19 protein-coding genes are annotated in these 22,162 nt (G+C 50.4%); 12 read left to right on the top strand and 7 right to left on the bottom strand.

The annotated features are described in order from the left end of the window. Nucleotides 1-51: 51 nt before the first annotated feature. Entirely contained in the window at nt 52-936 is an 885-nt protein-coding gene (locus AC6ESO_RS29930; protein ID WP_494822251.1) for an ABC transporter permease subunit, read from the bottom strand. A gap of 26 nt (nt 937-962) precedes the next feature. Continuing rightward, nucleotides 963-1,889: an ABC transporter permease subunit gene (locus AC6ESO_RS29925; protein ID WP_494822250.1), complete on the bottom strand. Its 927-nt coding sequence runs from the start codon at nt 1,887-1,889 to the stop codon at nt 963-965. Nucleotides 1,890-2,129: 240 nt separating this feature from the next. Here AC6ESO_RS29925 and AC6ESO_RS29920 point away from each other — a divergent pair, with 240 nt between their 5' ends. The 3 genes from AC6ESO_RS29920 (at nt 2,130) to AC6ESO_RS29910 (ending at nt 5,078) form a co-directional block, all read left to right on the top strand. Next, entirely contained in the window at nt 2,130-4,421 is a 2,292-nt protein-coding gene (locus tag AC6ESO_RS29920) for an AraC family transcriptional regulator (RefSeq protein ID WP_497094527.1), read from the top strand. Nucleotides 4,422-4,486: 65 nt separating this feature from the next. Beyond that, complete coding sequence (locus AC6ESO_RS29915; RefSeq protein ID WP_420831263.1) at nt 4,487-4,909, top strand: HEAT repeat domain-containing protein; 423 nt, start codon at nt 4,487-4,489, stop codon at nt 4,907-4,909. Nucleotides 4,910-4,919: 10 nt separating this feature from the next. Next, entirely contained in the window at nt 4,920-5,078 is a 159-nt protein-coding gene (locus AC6ESO_RS29910) for a DUF3934 family protein (protein WP_091225646.1), read from the top strand. A 1,204-nt stretch (nt 5,079-6,282) separates the two neighbouring features. Here the strand turns inward: AC6ESO_RS29910 and AC6ESO_RS29905 are convergent. Beyond that, nucleotides 6,283-7,194, bottom strand: a complete 912-nt coding sequence (locus AC6ESO_RS29905) for a helix-turn-helix domain-containing protein (protein WP_494822248.1) — start codon at nt 7,192-7,194, stop codon at nt 6,283-6,285. Nucleotides 7,195-7,377: 183 nt separating this feature from the next. On the opposite strand from AC6ESO_RS29905, the gene AC6ESO_RS29900 reads away from it, so the two are divergent. Further along, the gene (locus AC6ESO_RS29900) at nt 7,378-8,226 is read left to right on the top strand and encodes a sugar phosphate isomerase/epimerase family protein (protein ID WP_497094526.1); all 849 of its coding nucleotides are present in this window, start codon (nt 7,378-7,380) and stop codon (nt 8,224-8,226) included. 14 nt (nt 8,227-8,240) lie between these two features. Beyond that, nucleotides 8,241-9,251, top strand: coding sequence for a Gfo/Idh/MocA family oxidoreductase (locus AC6ESO_RS29895; protein ID WP_494822246.1), 1,011 nt, complete (start codon nt 8,241-8,243; stop codon nt 9,249-9,251). Between the two features lie 83 nt (nt 9,252-9,334). On the opposite strand, the gene AC6ESO_RS29890 is transcribed toward AC6ESO_RS29895, so the two are convergent. After that, complete coding sequence (locus tag AC6ESO_RS29890) at nt 9,335-9,781, bottom strand: GNAT family N-acetyltransferase (protein WP_497094525.1); 447 nt, start codon at nt 9,779-9,781, stop codon at nt 9,335-9,337. 506 nt (nt 9,782-10,287) lie between these two features. On the opposite strand from AC6ESO_RS29890, the gene AC6ESO_RS29885 reads away from it, so the two are divergent. From AC6ESO_RS29885 to AC6ESO_RS29875, 3 genes are all read left to right on the top strand, one after another. Then, the gene (locus tag AC6ESO_RS29885; protein ID WP_497094524.1) at nt 10,288-16,245 is read left to right on the top strand and encodes an alpha-amylase family glycosyl hydrolase; all 5,958 of its coding nucleotides are present in this window, start codon (nt 10,288-10,290) and stop codon (nt 16,243-16,245) included. Between the two features lie 223 nt (nt 16,246-16,468). Beyond that, complete coding sequence (locus tag AC6ESO_RS29880) at nt 16,469-17,680, top strand: glycosyltransferase family 4 protein (protein ID WP_497094523.1); 1,212 nt, start codon at nt 16,469-16,471, stop codon at nt 17,678-17,680. Between the two features lie 24 nt (nt 17,681-17,704). Next, a complete protein-coding gene (locus AC6ESO_RS29875; protein WP_497094522.1) occupies nt 17,705-17,899 on the top strand; it encodes a hypothetical protein in 195 nt (64 codons plus the stop codon). A gap of 39 nt (nt 17,900-17,938) precedes the next feature. Here AC6ESO_RS29875 and AC6ESO_RS29870 read toward each other — a convergent pair whose 3' ends face one another. Then, a complete protein-coding gene (locus AC6ESO_RS29870) occupies nt 17,939-18,568 on the bottom strand; it encodes a DUF1796 family putative cysteine peptidase (protein ID WP_497094521.1) in 630 nt (209 codons plus the stop codon). Between the two features lie 183 nt (nt 18,569-18,751). Between AC6ESO_RS29870 and AC6ESO_RS29865 the strand changes: the two genes are divergently transcribed. Together AC6ESO_RS29865 and AC6ESO_RS29860 are read left to right on the top strand one after the other, a co-directional pair. Then, on the top strand, nt 18,752-19,087 hold the full coding sequence (locus tag AC6ESO_RS29865) for a hypothetical protein (protein WP_497094520.1): 336 nt from the start codon (nt 18,752-18,754) through the stop codon (nt 19,085-19,087). Nucleotides 19,088-19,137: 50 nt separating this feature from the next. Continuing rightward, nucleotides 19,138-19,536 carry a hypothetical protein gene (locus AC6ESO_RS29860; protein ID WP_497094519.1) on the top strand — a complete coding sequence of 133 codons (399 nt, stop codon included), beginning with the start codon at nt 19,138-19,140 and terminating at the stop codon, nt 19,534-19,536. Nucleotides 19,537-19,631: 95 nt separating this feature from the next. Here the strand turns inward: AC6ESO_RS29860 and AC6ESO_RS29855 are convergent, their stop codons facing one another. Beyond that, nucleotides 19,632-20,546, bottom strand: a complete 915-nt coding sequence (locus tag AC6ESO_RS29855; RefSeq protein ID WP_497094518.1) for an NAD-dependent epimerase/dehydratase family protein — start codon at nt 20,544-20,546, stop codon at nt 19,632-19,634. A 194-nt stretch (nt 20,547-20,740) separates the two neighbouring features. On the opposite strand from AC6ESO_RS29855, the gene AC6ESO_RS29850 reads away from it, so the two are divergent. Both AC6ESO_RS29850 and AC6ESO_RS29845 read left to right on the top strand, forming a co-directional pair. Then, nucleotides 20,741-21,067 (top strand): nucleoside triphosphate pyrophosphohydrolase, encoded by a 327-nt coding sequence (locus tag AC6ESO_RS29850; RefSeq protein WP_497094517.1) that lies wholly within the window; start codon nt 20,741-20,743, stop codon nt 21,065-21,067. A 40-nt stretch (nt 21,068-21,107) separates the two neighbouring features. Then, on the top strand, nt 21,108-21,890 hold the full coding sequence (locus AC6ESO_RS29845) for a phytanoyl-CoA dioxygenase family protein (protein ID WP_497094516.1): 783 nt from the start codon (nt 21,108-21,110) through the stop codon (nt 21,888-21,890). 61 nt (nt 21,891-21,951) lie between these two features. Here the strand turns inward: AC6ESO_RS29845 and AC6ESO_RS29840 are convergent. Further along, nucleotides 21,952-22,162 (bottom strand): hypothetical protein (locus tag AC6ESO_RS29840; RefSeq protein ID WP_497094515.1); only part of this gene is annotated, 211 nt, incomplete at its 5' end.

Below are 22,162 nucleotides of genomic sequence, written 5' to 3'. Positions count from 1 at the left end.
TTTTTGTATTGGCATTGCTATCTTAAATGGGATCAGAGATCCACGTTTAAGCTATCCCTTCACTGCACCGACGGTAAGTCCTTTGACAAAATACTTCTGGAAGAACGGAAAGACAGCGAGCATCGGTCCTGCTGCCAAGATTGCCATCGCCATCCGCGCGGATTCCGAAGGAAGCTCAGCGTTCTTCATATTAGCGGGCATCATGTTGGTCGAGCTGGTGAGATAGGCAATGTTGTTCATCATGCGGTAGAGCATATATTGAAGCGGAACAAGGTGTTCATTCTCGATGTAGAGGAGGCTGAGCCACCAATCGTTCCAGTAGAGCAGCATGGTGAATAAGGAAACGGTCGCCAAACCGGGTTTGGCAAGCGGGATCACGATTTGGAAGAAGATGCGGAATTCGCTCGCTCCGTCGATCATGCAGGATTCAATGATGTTGAAAGGGATCTTCTGCATAAAGGAGCGCAGCAGCAGAATGAACCAAGGTACGGCCAGGTATGGAAGGATGAGCACCCAGATGGTATTTTTCAAATGCAGGTAATTGCTGATCAAGATGTAGGTAGGGACTAAGCCGCCGTTGAACAGCAGCGTGAAGAAGACGTAGAAGCTGAGGCTATTCTTGTATTTGAAATCTTCGCGGGAGAGTGTGTAGGAGATGCCGGCCATGAACAGTACTGCGAGAAAGGTGCCGATGAAGCTGACCATGATGGATACTTTGAACGCGCCTAGAAGCTGGATAGGGCGGTAGAGGACGTACGTATAAGCTTTCAAATCGAACATGCGCGGAATTAAGCTGTATCCGTTCTTGATGATGTCCACTTCATTGCTGAAGGAGATGGACAAGATCGAGACGAGCGGCAGGATACAACATAGACTAAAGAGAATAAAGATCAAATGGATAAGAAGCTGCGAAATCTTCCTTTTCTTCTGTGGCATAGGCTCATCTCATCTCCAGACGTCTTCTAAAATAATTTATTGTCATCATCGATTTTCTTCACGACGTAGTTGCTTCCCAGTACAACGATAAAGCCCATAACGGATTGGAATAACCCGACTGCGGACGACATGCCGATATCGCCTGAAACTTTGAGCATCCGATACACATACGTATCGATAACTTGGGTGACCGGGAATAGTTGACCGACTTCCCTTGGGACGAAGAAGAACAAGCCGAAATCCGAGTAAAAGATTTTGCCGATGGAGAGCAGCGTCATGATCGTGATGAGCGGCATGATGAGCGGTATGGTAATGTTGCGGATAATTTGAAGTTTGGAAGCGCCGTCGATCTCAGCCGCCTCGAAGTATTCCTGTGAAATGCCCAGAATGCCTGCGTAGAAAATAATGCTGACATAGCCAAGCCCTTTCCAAATATTAATGAGGGTTAGCATTATGGGCCAGACCCACGTGGTGGAGTAGAAGTCGAACGCCTCAAAACCCAGCTTCTCGGTTAACGTAGTAAGAACGCCATACGGCCCGATGAACGAGTAGGCCATGTAAGCCACGATAATCCAGGAGAAGAAGTAGGGGAAGAAGAAAACCGTCTGGTAGGCCTTGACCCATCTGCGGCTTACGACTTCATTGAGAAGAATCGCGAATACGACGGATAAGAAGGTGCCTACTGCAATAAAGACGCTATTATATAGAAGCGTGTTTCGAACGACCATCCAAGCGTCGCTGGAGGTAAAGAAGAACTTGATGTTATCAATCCCGACCCAAGGACTCCGCAGAATACCATCGGTATAATTGATATTTTTGAAGGCAATGAAGATCCCGCCCATCGGCAGATAAGAGAAGACGAAGATCACGAGGAAGGCGGGCAGTGCGAGCAGCGCCAGCTGCAGATTCTTTTTGAGATGGCGAGATGAAGCTAAGAACGGAATCTTGTTCATAGTAGCTAGGCCTCCTTCAGGTAAGAATGTAAACGTTCTCAAGAGCTGATTTGATCATAGTTGAACAGAGTGGGTGCTGACAATTTCTAAAATGTCATTTCAGTTCGCTTTCGAACGAATGGAGCAGTTCTCAAAATCACTTTTTGTTCTGAAAAGAGGCTTTTGAGGTCAAAATACAAATCGAATTGAATCATTTTCGCGTTGTGTGATAGTCTTGGAGGTAGAGGAGTTGCATACAAAATGTTCAAGAAATTTGTTCTGAAGAACCCGTTTCAGCTCTTTCTGACGATCCTGCTTCCCTTCCTGGTCAGTACTGTGCTGCTGCTCTTCGTTCAATCCTCCTTATTGAGCCGGAATTTCGAGAACTTCGCCTTGAAACAGGTCTATCGCGAGCAGCTCGCCGACCTTCAATACACGAGCCGAAATGTAAGCACGCTTGAGCAGACGGCCAGATCGGTGTCGACAACGGCTTTCTTCGATGACATTATTACGGACCTGCTTTACTCGGATATCGATTCTGATGACTACGTGAAGTACCAGATTAAACTGCAATCCTACAAAAATATTTATCCGTTCCTTCAATCCATCTATATCTACAACGGTGAGCAAATCTATGCCGTCCCCCGTGAACAATTCATCTATGACCGCACAACCTTTGATGATCAAGGCATCTTCCCGATTCTCGATGACATTAAGAACCACCCTTCGCACAGCATCGTGCTGCGCAAAATTCCGAACATCATGTCCGGCATCGCCACGGGCGCGGTCAAGGATATGTACGTTTATTCGTATTTGTTCTTTGACTCCCAAGTTGCGAGCGGCAAAGTCAATGAAGCGATCATTCTGAATATATCGGAGGAGTGGCTTCGCCAAAGCATCCATTCGCAGAACGATGCCGGCGGCAGCCGTATCTTCGTCACCGATAGTAAAGGCATGCTGCTGTCGGCAGATCAGACGCATCCTCTGCTGGCGAATTTGTCGGACAAGCCGTATATCAAGCGCATCAATGATTCTAAGGTGCGGGCCGGGAACTTCCGCATGAATGTGGATGGCGTCGATTCGTTTGTTACTTATACGAGTACGGATGCCTTCGATTGGAACCTCGTCAGTATTACGCCGTATCACGACATCGTCAAAGATGTGGAACGGATGAAGCAGAAGACGTATCTGTTCGTCGTCCTGTTTATCGTCGGCAGCATACTGCTCACCTTCTATTTCTCTCGAAGACTGGTCGTCCCGATGTCCCTCGTCATTCAGAAATATAACCAGCTGGAGATGGAGAAGCGGGGCGAGTCTTACGATCGGAAGCAGCAGTTTCTGCGCAAAATCATGCATTCCAAGGGGCCGCTGTCTGCGGACGAATTAAGGAAGCAATTTCTCAAATACGATATTTCCCTTGATCCTTCTGCAGCTTTTCTCATCGTGCTCTTCAAAATCGATCACTTCTCGGACTTCTGCGCGACATATAGCAGAGGGGACCGGAGTTTATTAAAGTTTGGCATCGTCAATATTGTTACTGAGCTGATGCAGCAGAAGGCCGCCCATGAATGTTTGGAGCTTGAAGAGGATCAGGTCATGCTGCTGCTCAATGTAGATTCGCTTGGCGCACCTTCCGAGCAGCTGGCGCTGGTTGAATGGATGCAGCAGATTCAGCAGCATACGAAACAGTATCTGCGTCTTGCCGTATCGGTCACATTCAGTGAACCGTTCGAAACGGTATCCCAGCTGAATTTTCATTATTTGAAGACGCTCGACCTCTCCTATTACCGACTGATTTACGGTCATGAAAGTATGATTTTCAGCGAGCACATTACGGTCCGAACGGATGATTTCAAATCATCGCAGGAGAAAGATGATGAATTGAAGGAGGCGCTTATCCAGGGGCATTTTCAAGAGGCGAAGGAAGCACTGTCCGCCATGCTTAAGGATGCATCGGCATACAGCTATTCGGCGCTCAGCTCTATGTTTATTCGGATTTTGCTGCTCATTCGGCATGCCATTGAGGTGCTGGAAACCAATCATGCGATGAAGGTGGATTTTCATTTTAACGCCTACCTCATGAAGCTGCAGAAGATGGAAACGATTGAGCAGATCATGGCCGACTTCTCCGCACTGTTTGACAGTTTGGCACAGGAGCTCGAAGCCAAGAAAGACAATAAGTATTTGAAGCTGCTCGATATGGTGAATCAGATTGTTCACCGTGAGCTGGCGAATCCTGCGCTGTCGCTCGACTACATTGCGGATGAGGTGGATCTGTCGCCCCCATATCTGGGTAAACTATTTAAGAAGCATAGGCTTGTGTCCGTATCGGATTTCATCAATAATGTGAGGCTCGCGTACGCCAGTCAGCTGGTTGCGACATCCACGGATACGATAACGGATATTATGGAAAAGTCGGGATTCTTGAGTCGGAGCCATTTCTTCACCCAATTCAAGAAGGCCTATGGCTTAACGCCCAGTCAATATCGCATGAATGCGAAGCAATCCGGCTATTCGGACAAGCCAAGCATTGACTTTCCTGAATCATTCTAGTAGCGTGTATAGAATAGTTAATCGAGGGAGCTTGATCGAAATTGGAACATACCGAAGAAGAAGTAATGGAACAACCCGTTAGTTATGAAGAATTGAAGAAAGCCGCAGGCCGTACGTCGAACTGGCGTGAACGCCTTCGTGCTGTTGAGGAGCTTGGGCAATTAGGCGAGGAGCAGGCTACTCTGCTGTTGAAGCGAATTGCGCAAAGCGATATGGTGCATCAAGTGCAAGCGGCCGCTCAGCGTGTGCTGAAGGAGCTTGGCGAAGAGGTGGAAGTGCCAACTCGCAAGACAGGCGAACTGGTAAAAGGCCTGAACAAAATTCTGGTGCGGATCAAGAAGAGCTTGCCGGATGGCCACACATACGAAGAGTTCAAAGAGAAGCTGAAGAAGATGAGATCCGACGTTTACGATATTTACGAAGGCGATAAAGAAGCGGATTTCGATCAGTGGCTCGAGAGCACGTGGGCATCGCTTTCGAGAAGGTAGGCTAGTTGATATGACCAAGAGTAAAGGCGGCGGCACAGGCCGCGGCACGGGCAAGAAAGGCTGGAACCGCTGGCAGGCTGCCGAGAATCGGAAGAAAAGCGCTCCGAAGCCGTACAAGAGCAAAGGAACCAAGAATCCCGAAGGCACCGGCGGTGCCAACGGTTCATAGTTGGAAGGAGAGCTGTCTCACAAGCGCGATTACGCGATTTGTGGGGCAGCTTTTTTTGTGTGGGCGGGTGGGCGCGCAGTGCTTCGCCAAGTTGGGCTTCGACTCTAACGAACCACAGAGGTCTTATTTCAGCCAAATAGCTAGGTTTGAAATTCTAACGAACCCTGCAGGACTTATTTGGTGTTGAATTGCTCGTTTTCGCACCATTTGTTCCTAATAAGACCTCTACGGTTCGTTAGAATAAATTTGGAGCGAATTTCGCTCGAATAAGGGCTGTACGGTTCGTTAGCGCTCCGATGCCGATCTCAACCTCGACCGCAAACCCCAACGTCAACCTCTCCGAACCCAACCCAAACCACCAACCGCCATTTGCAACCCCCAATCGCAAGCTGCAGCCCCGAACCCCGAACCCCGAACCCCGAACCCCGAACCCCGACCCCGAACCCCGAACCCCGAACCCCGAACCCCGAACCCCAAACCCGAACCCGAACCCGAACCCAATAAACCGCGAGACTGAGAGTCCGATTTTAATACTCTCAGCCTCTTTTCGAGGTGTTTTCGGCGTTGAGAGTTCGACTTTCGAACTTTCAGCCACGCAAGAGGGTACAGAATGGTTAGTTCGGAGACTGAGAGTTCGATTTTCGAACTCTCAGTCGTTAATCGAGATGGTATCGGCGTTGAGAGTTCGACTTTCGAACTTTCAGCCACGTAAGAGGGTACAGAATGGTTAGTTCGGAGACTGAGAGTGCGATTTTCGAACTCTCAGTCATAAATCGAAGTGTTTTCGGCGCTGAGAGTTCGACTTTCGAACTTTCAGCCACGCAAGAGGGTACAGAATGGTTAGTTCGGAGACTGAGAGTGCGATTTTCGAACTCTCAGTCATTAATCGAAGTGTTTTCGGCGCTGAGAGTTCGACTTTCGAACTTTCAGCCATGCAGGAGTGTACAGAATGGTTAGTTTGGGGTCTGAGAGTTCGATTTTCGAACTCTCAGTCTTTAATCAAGATGGTTTCTGCGCTGAGAGTTCGACTTTCGAACTTTCAGCATCTCATGAGGGTACAGATTAGTTAGTTTGGAGACTGAGAGTGCGATTTTCGAACTCTCAGTCATTAATCGAAGTGGTTTCAGAGCTGAGAGTCCAACTTTCGAACTCTCTACTTCTCACGCCCCCCGCCCCCCGACTCCGCCGGACGCGGACGTTCCCCCTACAGTACCCGCGAGAGCTTGCGGTACATACTCGGCGACAGCCCTTCCTGCTTGCGGAACTGCCGGCTGAAGTAGTGGATGTCGGGGCAGCCCGTGCGTTCGCCGACCTCTTCCACGGATAAGTCGGTCTCGCGGAGCAGCCTGCGGGCTTCGCGATGCCGAATAGAGCGCAGATACTCACCCGGCGGCTGTCCGGCAACCTGCTTGAACAGCTTCGCCGCGTGATCCTCATTCATGAGCAGCAAATCGGCTAAGCGTTTGTTGCTCCACGCCTCAGACAGAGATGACTCCATCTGCTTCATGAGGGATAACAGACGCTGGCCGTGAACCGTATCGGCCGCACGCTGATGGAGCGTGGATCTGGAACGCTGCAGCTGCGACAGAATGTTCAGCATTAGCGCCTTGCAAGCCAGCTCATACCCGGGAGGACGCGCAGTGAACTCCTCGACTAGTTGCTCCATAAGCTGCACACAGAGCAAAGAGGGCGTATAGATAATTTGCTCCGATAGCGGTGGAAAGGTCTCGTTCGCAGCCTCGCGGCAAAATTTCTCCGCCAGGGGGTGCGCCTCATTCACAACCATATCCTCGTCAGAGCCAACTTCGAGCTCATCGAAGTAATCGAAGTGGATGCCGAGAAATTGGGCGTTTGGCTGGGAGACAACCTCGTTCTGATGGAACAAGCCCGCTGGCAGATAGATCAGCTGTCCGGCTTTCCATTCATATCGCGTTTCCCCAATCGTCGTCGCGGCTTCCCCTTGACTCACATATAGAATTTCGTAGTCATAGAGTCGCCGTTTGGGCAGCTTCCCCGGGGGAAGGCTCTGATATTTGGCATAATGGATGCTTGGCGACCACTCGCGAAAATGGGCGTGGGCAAGTTGATGACGATTTTCTGCATACAGCTGCTCCATCTGAACGAACCTCACTCTTCTTCACCGGATAGGATCTCGGAAAAGTTTAAATTATATCTGATTCCGCTAAATATTTTTCTCGTTATTTCTACTATACTTTGATTAATGTTGGCAGTTTCATTATAAATGATGAGGTCCAAGCAATAAACAGGAAAAATACAAATCACTTAGGAGGCAAGCCTGATGAAAAAGGGAGTTAACATTTGGTCTTTTCCACAAGGGACGACGATTGCCGAATCGATACGCATTGCTAAAGACGCTGGATTCGAAGGAATCGAGCTGTCCTTGAACGAAACAGGCGAGCTAAGTTTGGAAGCTACAGAGCAAGAGGTTCGTGACATCAAGTCCCGATTGGAGCAGGCGGATCTTGAAATTTGCGGTCTTGCTACGGGGCTATACTGGTCCTATTCCATGACAAGCGAATCTGCGGCTAACCGCACGAAAGCAATGGATATTACACGCAAGCAATTGGAGCTTGCTGCATCTTTTGGCGTCGATACAATCTTGGTTATTCCAGGAGCAGTAGGCGTTGATTTCATCCCGGATAGTGAAGTAGTCGACTACGAGCGTGCTTATGAGCGCGCGCTTGAATGTGTCACCACGCTATCGACTGATGCTAAGGCAGCGGGCGTTTCAATCGGGATCGAGAACGTGTGGAACAAGTTCTTGCTTTCCCCGCTGGAGCTGCGGACATTCATCGACACCGTTAATTCCGATTATGTCGGCTCCTACTTCGATGTGGGTAACGTCGTCAGCAACGGATATCCCGAGCAATGGGTACGCATTCTGGGCAAACGTATCAAAAAAGTGCATTTCAAAGACTACCGCAGACAAGCGGGCGGATTGCACGGATTTGTTGATCTGCTTGCCGGTGATGTGAACTATCCTGCAGTAGTGGAGGCACTTCGCGCGATCGACTATAACAACTATGTCATTGCAGAGATGATTCCGGGTTACACGCACCATGGTGAGCAAATCATTTACAACACATCCCGTGCGATGGATGCCATTTTGGGACGAGGCAACAACTAAAAGGGGGAAGCAGCATGATTAAGGTAGGTCTGATCGGCTTCGGTTTTATGGGACGTATGCATTTTGACAATTATACACGGCTTATGGCAGAAGGCGCGCCGGTTCAATTGAAAGCCATTTGCGATGTGCGCATCGAGGAATTGAAGGACGGCAAAGCAATCGGTAATATTGCGACGAATCAAGAGCTGTACAACCTTGATCCGTTCAATCTCTATACGGATATTGAAGAGATGATCGCGAGTGAAGAGCTGGATATGATCGATATCACGCTGCCGACCGGGCTTCATGCCGATATCACTTGTATGATGCTGGAGAAAGGCTATCACGTCATGTGCGAGAAGCCGATTGCTCGAACCGCCGAGGATGCATGGCGAATGGTAGCGACTGCAGAACGCACAGGCAAGAAACTCATGATCGGTCAATGTCTGCGCTTCTGGCCGGCCTATGAATATGCAAAAGCATGCATCGAGGATGGACGTTACGGTAAGCCGCTGGGCGGCTCGTTCTTCCGCGGCTCAGGCCTGCCGGCAGAATGGTTCCTAGATGGCAGCAAGAGCGGCGGCTGTCTGCTCGACATGCACATTCATGATACGGATATGGTTCACTGGCTGTTCGGTGTGCCGGATAAGGTTTCTACAATAGGTCGCAATGTTATTCCGGGCAGCGCCTATGATATCGTGTCGACGCACTATGTATACGACAGTGGTCTTGTATTGAATGCACAAGCAGACTGGACGCTACGCGGCGACTTCGGCTTCGAGATGACGTACCGCATTAATTTCGAAGGCGGGAACCTCATCTTCGCGGACAACAAGGTGAAGGTCAATCCGAACGAGGAGCCAAGCTTCATAGCGGAGCTATCCGATGATATGGGGTACTACTTCGAGATCCGTTCATTCATCGATTCGCTGGCGAACGATAAACCGATTACGGTATGTACGCCTGAGAGCGCAGCGCGCACACTGGATATTATTGAAGCAGAGCAGAAGTCGGCAGATGCCGGCGGTTCGTTCATCTCCCTATAGAATGGCGAAAGCCGCATCCCGTTGAGGGGTGCGGCTTTTTTTAACGATTCGCGCAGCTCTGCCGCAAAGGACGGCAACCGTCCTTATCCGATCGAATAGTTGACCCACTCATCTTGCACGCCGCCCATTTTGTCAAAGAAGCATTGCGCTCTGGTATTGTCCTTGGCGGTAATCCAGGACATGCGCGCATAGCCGAGATCATGGGTATAACGCTGGCAAGCGAGGAACAACAGAGATTCCACTTGTGTATCTCTATAGGGCTCCATGACATAAAGGTCGTTCATAACGGTGATCCGTTCGGCTTTCATGGTGCTATATGTAAAATAGAGCGTGGCGAAGCCGACCATTTCTCCATCTTTAAGCGCTGCGAATTGAATGCCTTCTTGTTTCTCGAGCAAGGTTTGAATCAACTGACGAACAACGCGATCTCCCGGCCATGCCTTCCGATAGAAGTCCACGATATAATTATGCATTAAGGCTGTTAGGCCGTTTACATCCTCAAACTCTACATTGCGTACTACGAGTGACATTATGGGTCCTCCCTTATGATCTTGTTACGGATAATTATATAATAGTATGTATAAATATACAACACAATTCATGAAATTTTAACACAATCTTGAGAAACTTGTTTGCATACAAGCTAAGGGTGAAATCATATAGCCAAAATAAAGAAATATTCACTTTTTATAGGAGTTAGCGCAAACGATTGCGCTTTCCGATTCATAAGCTACGAGCTCCGCATGATTTTCGCCAATGATTTTCCTTAATGGATATCATTGACTGTAAAGCGTTTTCATACTAAGATAAAGGCAAAGAACTATGCTGATTCTTGCTAATTTAAGGGCAATGTTTTCCGGCCTTCGAGATCCGAAGCGGAACAACCCGGCTATCTCTTCTTTCAGGGGATAGCTCTTTTTATCGGCAGAAAGGGGATTCTATGGGTATTTGCGCAAACGATTGCGCAAAATTTCATGTTTTCATCGACTCAAGGAGCACAGCATCGTCAGTCATTTTAACTTAGGGAGGTAATGGAATGATAACCATGAAAGGCAAACGTCAAACTCGTATATGGGCACTTCTTCTATCCATACTTATGGTTGTACAGATTGTAGGCTTCTTTCCCCAGCAAGCGAATGCAGACGAGGCCGGGGCGGATGCGATTCAAGCGGATACCTTCGTGGAGCAGCCGGGCGGCAACCACAAGTGGGTTGTAGTAGGCTCCTTCCAAGGCTGGAGTAACGATTCGGCCGTGACACGGATGAAACATCTTGTTGGTGAGTTTTATGCGTATTCCACTGTGCTGGACGCAGGGCAATATGCCTTTAAAATCGTGCACCAAGGTACGTGGGACGGTTATTCCAACAACGGCAACAACATCGAATTCACTTTGACTGAGCGAACGAAAGTCAACTTCTATCTCAATGATGAGTTAGGCCAAGTGCGCATCAGCTTGCCGAACGTCGCAGGTGCACAGCAGTATACACTTGCTCTTAGCTCTGCGGAATGGCCGCGGCTTGTCGGCAGCATTCAATCCGTATTCGGCGAGTCCGAATGGGCACCGGATCAAGCGAAGCAGCTATTCGTGGATTATAATTTCGACGGATCGGTTTTCAAGCTTCAACGCACGCTTCCGGCTGCACGCTACGAAATGAAAGTGGTGCAAGGGAATAACTGGGATGCGAACAACTACGGTTCAGGCGGCGACAACTTCGCGCTGCAAACACTGGATCCTGCGGATGTGACATTCACGACTGTTCTAGCAGAACGCACGATTACGACGGACTATAAACCGGCGGACAGTCAATTCGATGGCATGATTCATCGCGATAAGCTGGTATTTGACTCCCGTTCGGTTACCTATAAGAAACCTTTTGGCGCGATTAAAGAAGGCAGCGAGGCGGTAACGCTCCGCATCGCAACGGAAGCAGGAGACGCACAAGTGGTGCGCGCCGAGCTGAGCAACCCGCAAGGACTGGCTTCCGCATTCGATATGCGCAAAGCGACTTCTTTTGACGAGAAGGATTATTGGGAAGTAACGATTCCGGCTTCTGCGTTCCAAGGGATCGGCGTGTGGGGGTATAAATTCATTCTGATCGACGGCCCTGCGAAAGTGGAATATGGGGACGATGGATCACGCGGCGGCAGCGGCGCCTCTGCGGATGAAGGCGTACTGCCATACGATCTGACTGTGTATGACAAAGATTTCAAGACGCCGGATTGGATGAAGAATGCGGTCGTCTATCAAATCTTCCCCGATCGTTTCTTCGATGGGGATGCTTCCAACAACCGCGCTAAGATCGTAGATGGCTATCGCGGCGGCGCAGCTCTCCCAGGCGAGACGCTGACAGAGAAGAACGGTCATAAGCTGCAATATTTTGATGGCGGCGTAACGAATGATCCTACTCCGGATCAGGTGTGGGGATCATGGAACGATGTACCGGAGAATCCGGATCGGACGACACCTGAGCAGCAGCCGTATTTCCCGGGAGCGACTTCGGATGACCTCTGGACAAATGAGTTCTACGGCGGCGATATTGCAGGCGCGTCGCAGAAGCTCGACTATCTAAAGTCCATTGGCGTCAATGTCATCTACTTCAACCCAGTCGCGTGGGCGGCTTCCAATCACAAATATGATGCGACGGATTATCAGCATCTCGATCCGATGTTTGGCGAGCCGGTCTACAATACACCGGGTAATCCGGCATCAGGACTGGATTATGAAGCAACGCGCGTTGCTTCCGACCGTGTATTCACGGCTTTCACGAAGAAAGCAAGCGAGATGGGCATCAAGCTGATCGTGGACGGCGTGTTCAACCATGTCGGCGATGACTCGATATATTTTGACCGCTATGAGAAATATCCGGAGATCGGCGCTTACGAATTCTGGGCGAAAGTGTATGACAAAGTGAATAAGGACGGCGCTACGCTTGAAGCTGCCAAGCAACAGACAATCAATGCGTTCACTGCTCAGGTTAATCCTGCTACAGGGGAGCATTATGCGTATCCGAATGATTTCGACTTTACAACTTGGTTTACCGTTTCCAACGAGCAAGTAGACGGACACTACAAATACGAAGGCTGGTGGGGCTACGATTCGTTACCGGTTGTGGATGCGCCGCAAGCAGCAGCCGGCGATGCGGATGCCCTTCAAGGCAACCATGAGTGGAACGTGCCAGGGTATCGTGATCTCGTCATCGGACATGACCTAAGCGGCAAAACAGACGAAGACGCAGATTCCTTGATGCAAAACGCGAACTCGCAGCGCTGGGAGTGGATGGGGGCGAACGGCTGGCGACTGGACGTTGCGCCTGATGTGTCCTCGGGTACATGGCAGCAGTTCCGCAAAGCGGTGAAATCGACAGCCGGCCGCGTGGACAGCAATGGCAATACCATTCCGGACCCGATCATTCTGGGCGAAGAGTGGGGCGTTGCAACTCGCTTCCTGCTGGGAGATCAGTTCGACTCCGTCATGAACTACCGTTTCCGCGCTGCCCTGCAAAGCTTCATTATCAGCGGCAATGCGGCGCAGTTCAACGATGCACTGGAGTCCATTCGCGAGGATTACCCGGCAGAAGCATGGCAAGTGATGCTGAACCTCGTAGATTCCCATGATACGATTCGTTCCATTACGAAGTACGATAAACCGGAGTGGGAAGAAGAGCATTTGGCCATTGCACCGGATGCGTCGGACAAAGCGCTCCAGATGCAAGCACTAACGGCGATTTTCCAACTGGGCTATCCCGGTGCGCCTACGATCAACTATGGGGATGAAGTTGGTTTGACCGGTACGAAAGATCCGGATTCCCGCCGTACATTCCCGTGGGAGCGCGTTTCCGGTTCCAATGGCGAATATGCAGGAGTTGGCAAGTACGCAACCCTGTTTGATACGTATCAGAAAGCAGCCAACATCCGTGAGAACAATGAAGTATTCCGCACAGGTGAGCTGAAGACGGCCTACAACCAAGGCGATGTAATCGCCTATGCCCGCAAGACGGACAATCAAGCAGGACTAGTTGTCGTGAATCGCGGTACAACCGATGTAGCAATTGAAGCCAATGTAGCCGGATTCCTGCCTGAAGGCATCACACTGGCAGATCAGCTGGGCAGTGAGATTGAAGGTACGGTTACGGGAGGCACAATCTCGCTTACAGTTAAAGCAATGAGCGGTTTGATGCTGACTTCAACGACTGAGCTTGTTACTGTGCCGCAGGTGCAGAACCTTACTGCAGTAGGCGGTAACGGCGAAGTTGCGCTGACATGGGATGCTGCTCAAGGTGCAACGGGCTACAATGTGTACCGTGCAGCAATCGAGGGTGCCGAGCTGCAGTTGGCCGGCCAAGCAGAAGGCAACACGTGGACCGATGTAAACGTGGAGAATGGGAAGAAGTACTACTACACCGTGACTGCCGTTACGGGCAGCGGGGAGAGTCTGCTGAGCGAGTATGCATCGGCGACGCCTTCTTTTGCGGTGAATGGGGTAGCGATTACGCAGCAATCTGACGCGGTTACGCTTGGCGTAGGCCGCAAAACCTCCGAAATCCAAGTCACCATCGATGTTCCGGGACTTACGGATAACGCAGCTTATGCAGGCAGCGAAGCGCCGAATCTGATTGCACGCCTTGCTTATTACCAAGAAGGCTCAAACAAAGCCGAAGCGGTAGAAACCAAGCTGCGCTATAAGCAGGACACGCAAGACGGGAAGAAAGTGTATTGGGCAGCTTTTGAGCCGATCGAAGCAGGTGCCTACTATTACTTCGCCAAAGTTTCAAGTGACAATGGCGATACTTACACGGAGTCCACGCAGCAGAGTGTTGATGTACATGCAGACAATGGGGACACGACGGCACCGGAAGCACCTGTGCTCGCTGATATTATGACGGAGTCGAACCGCGTTCAATTGAACTGGACTGCGGCAGTGTCTGAAGAAGCGGCACATCATTATGAAGTGTATCGCAAGAAGGCGGATACGGAATTCGTGCGTATTGCAGTTGTAGACCCTACGGTTTCTTCGTATGTGGACTTTACGGTCAGCAATGATACGGCGTATACGTACAAAGTAGCAGCAGTGGACAACGCCTATAATCGCGGTTATTCCGAGGAGAAGTCGGTTACACCGAAGCTTGTCATGGTGGATGTGAAGCTGCGCGTTCATCTCCCCAACTACACGCCGGTTCAAGATGATATCTTCTTGGCAGGCGACTTGAATGGCTGGAATGCATCGGGCAACAAGCTGAATGTACCAAGCGGAGCAACGACTCGCGATGTGGTGGAATACAGCTTCAAGATGATGGCCGGCAAATCCATTCAATACAAATACACACGTGGAGCTTGGTCGACGGAGGCATTGACTTCGCATACGCGCAAGGCTAATGACACCGAGGATGCCGGCAATTACGCGTACTCCTCGACGGATACGAATATGCAATTGACGATCAAGAACCAAGGGGGCAACACGATGGTTGTGGACGATTACGTTCTGCGCTGGGTGGATATGCCGATGATCGTAACCATGCCGCGTATCTCCTACGGCGATGATATTGTCTATACGACGGATGAAGAAGATTTCACGCTAAAAGCAAACGTACCTTATGGCGTGAACTTCACCGTCAACGGCGAGCCGATTGATGCAGCGGATATGGATGCAGCGGGGAATGTGCTTGTCGAGCGCTTGCCGCTTGCAGTGGGTGAAAATAACTTCACGCTGCATATTGAGCCGAGTGCGGAAACACTGGCACTGCCGTGGTATACCGATGCAGGTCGTGCGGGACAAGCGACGAAGACGCTTAAGCTTACGATTACCAGAGAAGGCGATCTTAGTCCTACGCCGCCTTCATCCGGCGGATCGGGCTCTGTAACCGTAGTTACCGATAGCAAACAAATGTCACCATCACAATTGAAAGATGCAATCAGCAAAGCAGCAGGCAGCAAAGTGACGATCGACACGGAAGGCAAGAGTCAGCTCGTATTGCCGCTTAATACGGCAGAACTTCTCGGCAATAAGTCACTGGAAGTGAACCAAGGCGATGTTAAAGTTGGTGTTCCAACCGGCGTGTTGAACGAGCTAGTCAAGCAAGTTGACGGCGCGACTAACGGTGGTGGGCAAATTACACTTCAAATGCAGCCGCTGACGGAGCAAGCGAAACAAGCCCTTCTGGCTAAAGCCGAGCAAGATGGCACAGCTGAGCTGAACGCGGCATCGGATATTTACGATTTCCGCCTCGCGCTTGTAGACGCGGCTGGCAAGGAAAAGACGGTATTGAGCAAGTTTGCACAACCGCTTACGCTTACCTTCAAGGTGAAGGCTAATGCCAATACGAAGCGGATCGGTATCTACTATATCGCAGATAACGGTCAACTTGAGTTTGTCGGCGGTAAGCTGAATGATGACGGTACGTTGACCGTGGAGATTTCTCACTTCTCCAGCTACGCTGTACTGGAGTTCACGAAGCACTTCGCAGATGTGTCCGCGACTCACTGGGCGGCTGCGATGATTGGTGATTTAACGGCGAAGCATATTATGAACGGTACGAGCGCTGAACGTTTCGAGCCAAACCGCAGCATTACCCGTGCTGAGTTCGCAGCACTGCTTGTGCGTGCACTGGAGCTCAAAGCGACGAAGACGGCTGCATTCGCTGATGTACCGGCAAGCGCTTGGTACGCGCCTGCCGTGGCGGCTGCAGCTGAAGCGGGCATCGTGAACGGGCGCAGCGCAACGGCGTTCGCGCCGAACGGCACGATTACGCGTGAAGAGATGGCGGTCATGCTCATGCGCGCTTATGAAGTGAAGCATGGCAAGCAGACAGCTGATCACGCAGCTGAGCTGAACAACTTCTCCGATGCGAATGCCATCAGCAGCTGGGCTGCGGCATCGATCGAAGCGGCAATGGAGCTGGGCCTCCTCGATGGCAAGACAGGCGGCAGCTTCGAACCGCAAGGTAATGCAACACGCGCCGAAAGCGCGAAAGTGATTTACAAGCTGCTTGAGGCATAATCTAGTCGCCTCTATATGAAGAAACCTGCTCCCCGATAAGGGGAGCAGGTTTCTTTTTGCTATACAAATCTCGCAGCTACCCAGTAAATAGATCATTGACGGGGTTCAACCGTCGTGCCTCTTGAAATGTCTCGTTAATATGATGGTACTACGACAACGTATGACCACTTCCGCGCCGGAGCAGCTGTCCCGGCAGCTAACGGATGCAGGGAGAGAGGACAGCATGAAGATACTGTTGGCCACCTTTTGGCAGGTTCCGCATGTTGGCGGCGTTTGGAAGTATATGACGCAGCTGAAGCAGCGGCTCGAGCTGATGGGACATCAAGTGGACCTGCTCGGCAACGGTCCCGATAAAGTGCATATGCCCGGACTAAACAAGGAGATTGCCAAGGAAGTACTGCGTCCTCTAATCTCCGCCAAGCTGAACGCGTCTCGTATCCCGCAGATTCACGTGGATCACTATGTGATGCACTGCGAATATGAACGCTATTATTTGGAGCTGGGAGCTGCTTATTTTGGGCTTGAACAATATGACATTATCCATACGCATGATATTTTTGCCGCTAGGGCGCTCGGCCGGGTGAAGTCTCCCAGAACGGCGCTGGTTGCACATGTTCATGGCTCTGTCGCGATCGAAGTGACGATGAACTATCGGCTAAATCCACAGTTAGGCGTAGCGGAGAACTCGCCGGCTTGGAATTATTTTAACGGCATTGAGCATTACGGCGCGAACTCGGGCGATGTAACGCTGACGGCGAACGAGTGGCAGAAGCAGCTGCTGGTAAACACGTTCGGAGTGCCGGAAGCGCGAATAAAGGTGTTTCCATATGGCCTCGACATTGATGCATTCGAGCGGCAGGCAAGCAAAGGAACGACGATGCAGCGCCCACTGGGTAAAAAAATCATTATATGCCCTGCCCGTCTCTCATTCGTTAAAGGAATCGATATTCTCATTGCTGCGCTCGGCATTCTGAAATGGACACGGCAGGACTGGGTGTGCTGGATCGTGGGGGATGGGGAACAGCGGGCTGAGCTTGAGCAGCTGACTGCGGCCCATCAACTCCAGCATAATGTCCTGTTTCTAGGGGTTCGGGACGATATCCCCGGACTGCTTCGGATGTCCGATATTTTTGTTCATGCCTGCATACAAGATAATCAACCCTTCTCCTTGATGGAGGCACAGGTGGCTGGGCTGCCTTCCTTGGTGTCGACTGCAGGCGGTTTGCCTGAGATGGTTGAGCATGAAGTGACGGGTCTGATCTCCCCCGTGCGGGATTCGGTTAAGCTGGCGGAGCAGCTGGGGCTGCTGCTTGCAAATGACAGTCTCCGAGAACAGCTAGGACGTAACGCAAGAGCATGGGGCACTGCCCACTGGTCGATGGATAGGATGGTGGAGCGGGTACTTGATGTGTATCAATCGGTTATGAAGAAGTAACAGCGAGAAGCGAGGTGGGAACCCATGCTGAACCAGCGATTCATGGTGAAAGGCGATTTATACAATCGTATATTCGCCGATCAAACGCCGGATCCCGGGATCATGGTGGACTATGAGGTGTGGAACCGAATATTAGCCGGGCTTAGAAAGGCGGACGACTATAAGCTGCCCGATTGGCCTGTGCTTTCAACAGTGGTCGATAGTCAGAAGAAGCCATAACAGCAAAAGGGCGATCCAATAAGGATGCCCTTTTCTCATTTATTCCTCACGGAGCACGATACCCTGAAAAATCTCTTTCCAGAGCTGATCATTCCCATGCCATATTTCCTCGTTCGGCAGCTGAATGGCACATACATGCGGCAATGGCCAGTGCTGCTCGACGATACCGCTTACCGGTGCATGATTCACAACCAACAGACGATAACTGCCTGCTACCATAGCCGAAAGAACGCCAGTCAATTCCTTCGTTTGCTCGACGGTTGCTTCTGTACGAATGAATAGAATTTGCTCGCTCAAAGCGGCCTTTTCCAGGAAACGCGCGACCCTTCGGTCGTATTTGGCTTTCACCTCGGGATAAGCGTTTAACTCCGGCGGAAAATTGTTGTGGGTGTAGAAGTCGTGATTCGAGAACACATTGTATTCGGTCTCTTTGACGTAGTACAGCTTCTCGCTTGCCTTGCTGATGACCTCCAAATGGCTGTAATCCATGAAGCGGGCGAAACGGTTTCGAAGCAGTCTTGTGACATCGGCGAGGTTCTGCGATTGCATCCAGTCCAGCGGACCTGCGAATGGCCGAATCTCATTAAGCTCCATTTGAATGGCCGGCAAACAAAGATCGCCGAGGCTGTAGATGGCGTCGTAGCTCCCTTTCAAGTCTACGAGTTGCATCGTCCACACATCCTTCCTTTCGTAGATAGACTCTATTTAGTTAATGCTTCTGATAGGGATTCCGCTTGGACAAATGGATGCGTGACCTTTGTTTTTGGGTGGCTGTTCGGGGCGGTTATGCCCTTACGTTTGCCATAGCTTCTCATACGATAATAGAAGGAAGACGTGCGGAGGAGGGAGTACATGGCGATATTTCGGCTGGATGCCGCATCTTTCGCGAGAATTGATTGTCGGTTTATAGAGTTTATTTCGTGGTCGATCGTCAATGACGGCGAGGAGGTATTCGATTGTCTCGTGCACGTCTATAATAACGGGATTTTATTCTACGAGACGCTGCAGGAGATGGAATCGCGAAAACCGATTGAATTGCCTCCGTTGACGCCGAACTATGCGCCGTTCAGTCTGCTGGTTGTGACGAACTATTCGACGTATAAGCCGATGCGAATTAAAGCCGTGCTTCGTAATAAAGGCGCTGTGATCGCGACATTGACGGAGAAGGACTTTGATCGGCTGGATTAAGGAGAGGCATTCGTGCATTTGCTGCAAATCATTTAAGGAATAGGAAAGGAATGTTCGGCATGAAATACTCGGATAAAAGTGGTGCAGATGTCGGCAGCTTTGTGCCCATTCTCGTCGGTCCCGAGCAAGTGGTTCTCACTTCGCTATTGCTTACTTCCATTCTGCCGGGTGACCGATTGGTACTGCGGTTTGAGGTTGGGTGGGAGAATCCGGATATCATGAGCTGGGACTCGGGTGAGATGGAAATCATGCTGCGAGAAGACAGTCCGGATGGTGCGGTTGTCTATTGGAATATGGAGTCCTGTTTCATGAAAGCCAGAACGAAAGAACAACTGACCTTCGGAGGAACTGTTCCGCAGCGGCACTATTACTTGACTGTCCGATCAAACGATACGCGTGCGCGAATTACGGGTCCGTTCTCCCTTCAAGGATTCGTCTATGCACCATGAGCAAATAAACCAGCCCCGTTCATCACTCTGGTTGTCTTCAGAGCTGAGAACGAGGCTGTTGTTATTTTTGCCGCAGTTGCTGGATGTGCTTCGCTTCACGATTCTGTCCAGAATCGGTACGTTTCACCGACGCCACGCTCTATGCTGGTGATCGGCTCCCATTGAAGCGTGTGACGTGTTCGCTCGCAAGATAAACAGCTGTGCATAATGTCGCCCGGTTTAGCCGGACGGTACAGCAGTTCAATTTCGCTGGGGTGAAGGTCTTGGAGCAGCTCAGCCAAGTGATTGATCGACGTCCGAAGCCCTGTACTTACATGCAGCGTTTCAAGATTCCCGCGTGATGCTGCGGCAAGATTAGCCGAGACGACATCCCCTACATAGATGAAATCCCGAGTCTGGAGTCCTTCTCCATTGATCATAAGCGGCAGGCCCTTCACCGTTCTTTCTATGAAGTTTGCGATGACGCCGCCTTCGCCTTTGGCCGTTTGACCTGGACCGTATACGTTGCCGTAGCGAAGAATGGTATATCCCAATTCATAGAAGCGGCTATAGAGTCGGATATAACGCTCAGCTGTCAGCTTGGACATTGCGTAGAACGAAATCGGATCCGTGGGATCCTGCTCGGTAATGCGATCCCTTTCCAAATTGCCGTATACCCCGGATGTGGAGGCGAAAATCAGCTTGCGTACGCCGGCTAGTATGCAGGCTTCAAGCATATTAATCGTACCTCCGACATTAATGGAGGCGTCTCTGCTCGGATGTGCGATAGAGCGCTGTACATCTGCTTGCGCGGCGAGGTGATAGACGACATCCGGTTTAACGGACGTTATGATTCGTTTTGCTCTTCCGAACCGAACATCTTCTATATGAAGGATCGCTTTCGGATCTACTCGTTCCACCGAACCTGACGAGAGGTTGTCAATGACATGAACGTCCGCTCCGCGTTCAACTAAACCATTTACGAGATGCGAGCCGATAAAACCGGCCCCTCCTGTTACAACCACTTTCATGCGCCTGTTCCTCCCACGATGGAATCCCGATGTTTTATCGTACGCATGGAGCCGGGAATCCGCATGGGGCACAAGCCTTGCGACGGTGCTGATTTTTATCCGGAAGCTGTTTTATTCTGTGCCCTCATCACGGTATAATAGGCTCGAAGTGAGGATTACTTACCATGATTACTTACTAACGAAGGAGTCGTTGTATGCCTACATACAATAAGCTTGTACGCGACCGTATTCCGGAAATCATCGCAAACAACGGCGAAACTTGCACGACTCGTATTCTGGATGAAGCATCGTATCACGCAGAACTGCGCCTTAAATTATCGGAGGAGCTCCACGAGTATTTGGAGGCGGAGGATAACGCGAGTGCTCTGGAAGAGTTGGCTGATATTCTTGAGCTCCTTCATGCGCTATCACGTGTTCATGGCTTCAATGCCGGGCAGTTGGAAACGATAAGAGCGGAGAAATCCGCAAAGCGCGGCGGGTTTGACGAACGAATTTATCTGGAAGCTGTACAAGAAGCTTGATCCGAGTAGTTATTCTCAAATTCATGAGGAGGATCCAACAATGTCCCAAGAACAATTAAAGCTGGCAAAAGAAAAATTCGATCGTGACGGTTATGCCGTTTATCCGGAAGTTCTCGATGCATCACTGATTCAAGAAGCCAAGCAGCATGTGGAGTGGCTGATGGAGAAGAACCCGGGACTTCGCCCGGAGAATCTTGGCCATACGCTATTGGCGGATGACCCGTTCTGGCTTCGCCTTGTAAGCGATGATCGCCTGCTCGATATCGCAGAGCAGTACATTGGTCCGGATATCGCTTTGTTTGCTTCCCACTATATTAGTAAGCCGCCATTTGATGGCCGCCCTGTTCTCTGGCATCAAGACGGCAGCTACTGGCCGCTTGAACCGATGAATGTCGTTACATTATGGCTAGCAGTCGATGACTCCTTGCCTGAGAACGGCTGTCTGCGAGTAATCCCGGGCACGCAAACGATGGAGCTTCAAGAAATGAAGGCCAACACGACAACAGCCAATGTTCTGGAATCCGAAGTGGATCCGGCTTTGGTGGAAGAGGAGAAAGCAGTGGATCTCATCTTGCGTGCAGGCGGCGTATCCGTCCATCACCCAAGCATCATTCACGGCTCTGAAGCTAATCACTCCCCGCTGCGCCGCTGCGGATTGACGATTCGCTACATCCCGACCAGCACGTTAATCAAAGTACCGCAGTGGCCTTCGGCGTTCTTGCTGCGCGGCAAAGCCGTTCCGGGTATTAATGATTACTTGCCGTTCCCTAAATTTGATGAAACTCGCCATATGCCGTTTCAAGGCAGCGAAGAATGGAAATAATGCAGAACTGAAAGACATCATGGATGCGCGCTTGTTCACGCGGGCGCGCATTTGTTATGGGCTATATGGATTGTAAAATAATACCTGTTGCAAGTGCGTTGCCAATCATGGTATATTCTAATTCCGCCGCTGAGAGATTCAGGGATGCGGTGATCGAAACAAAAACAAGTTGAAAAATAAAGCTTGCAATTATGTTTCGAAGTATGATAAGATCTGATTCTGGGTCAACAAACCAGAACATGAAATTTGTTCTTTGAAAACTGAACAATGAG

It is taken from the genome of Paenibacillus rhizoryzae, assembly GCF_059686995.1.
The sequence above is the reverse complement of the archived record's forward strand: the minus strand, read 5'-3'. Positions and strand labels throughout refer to the sequence as shown.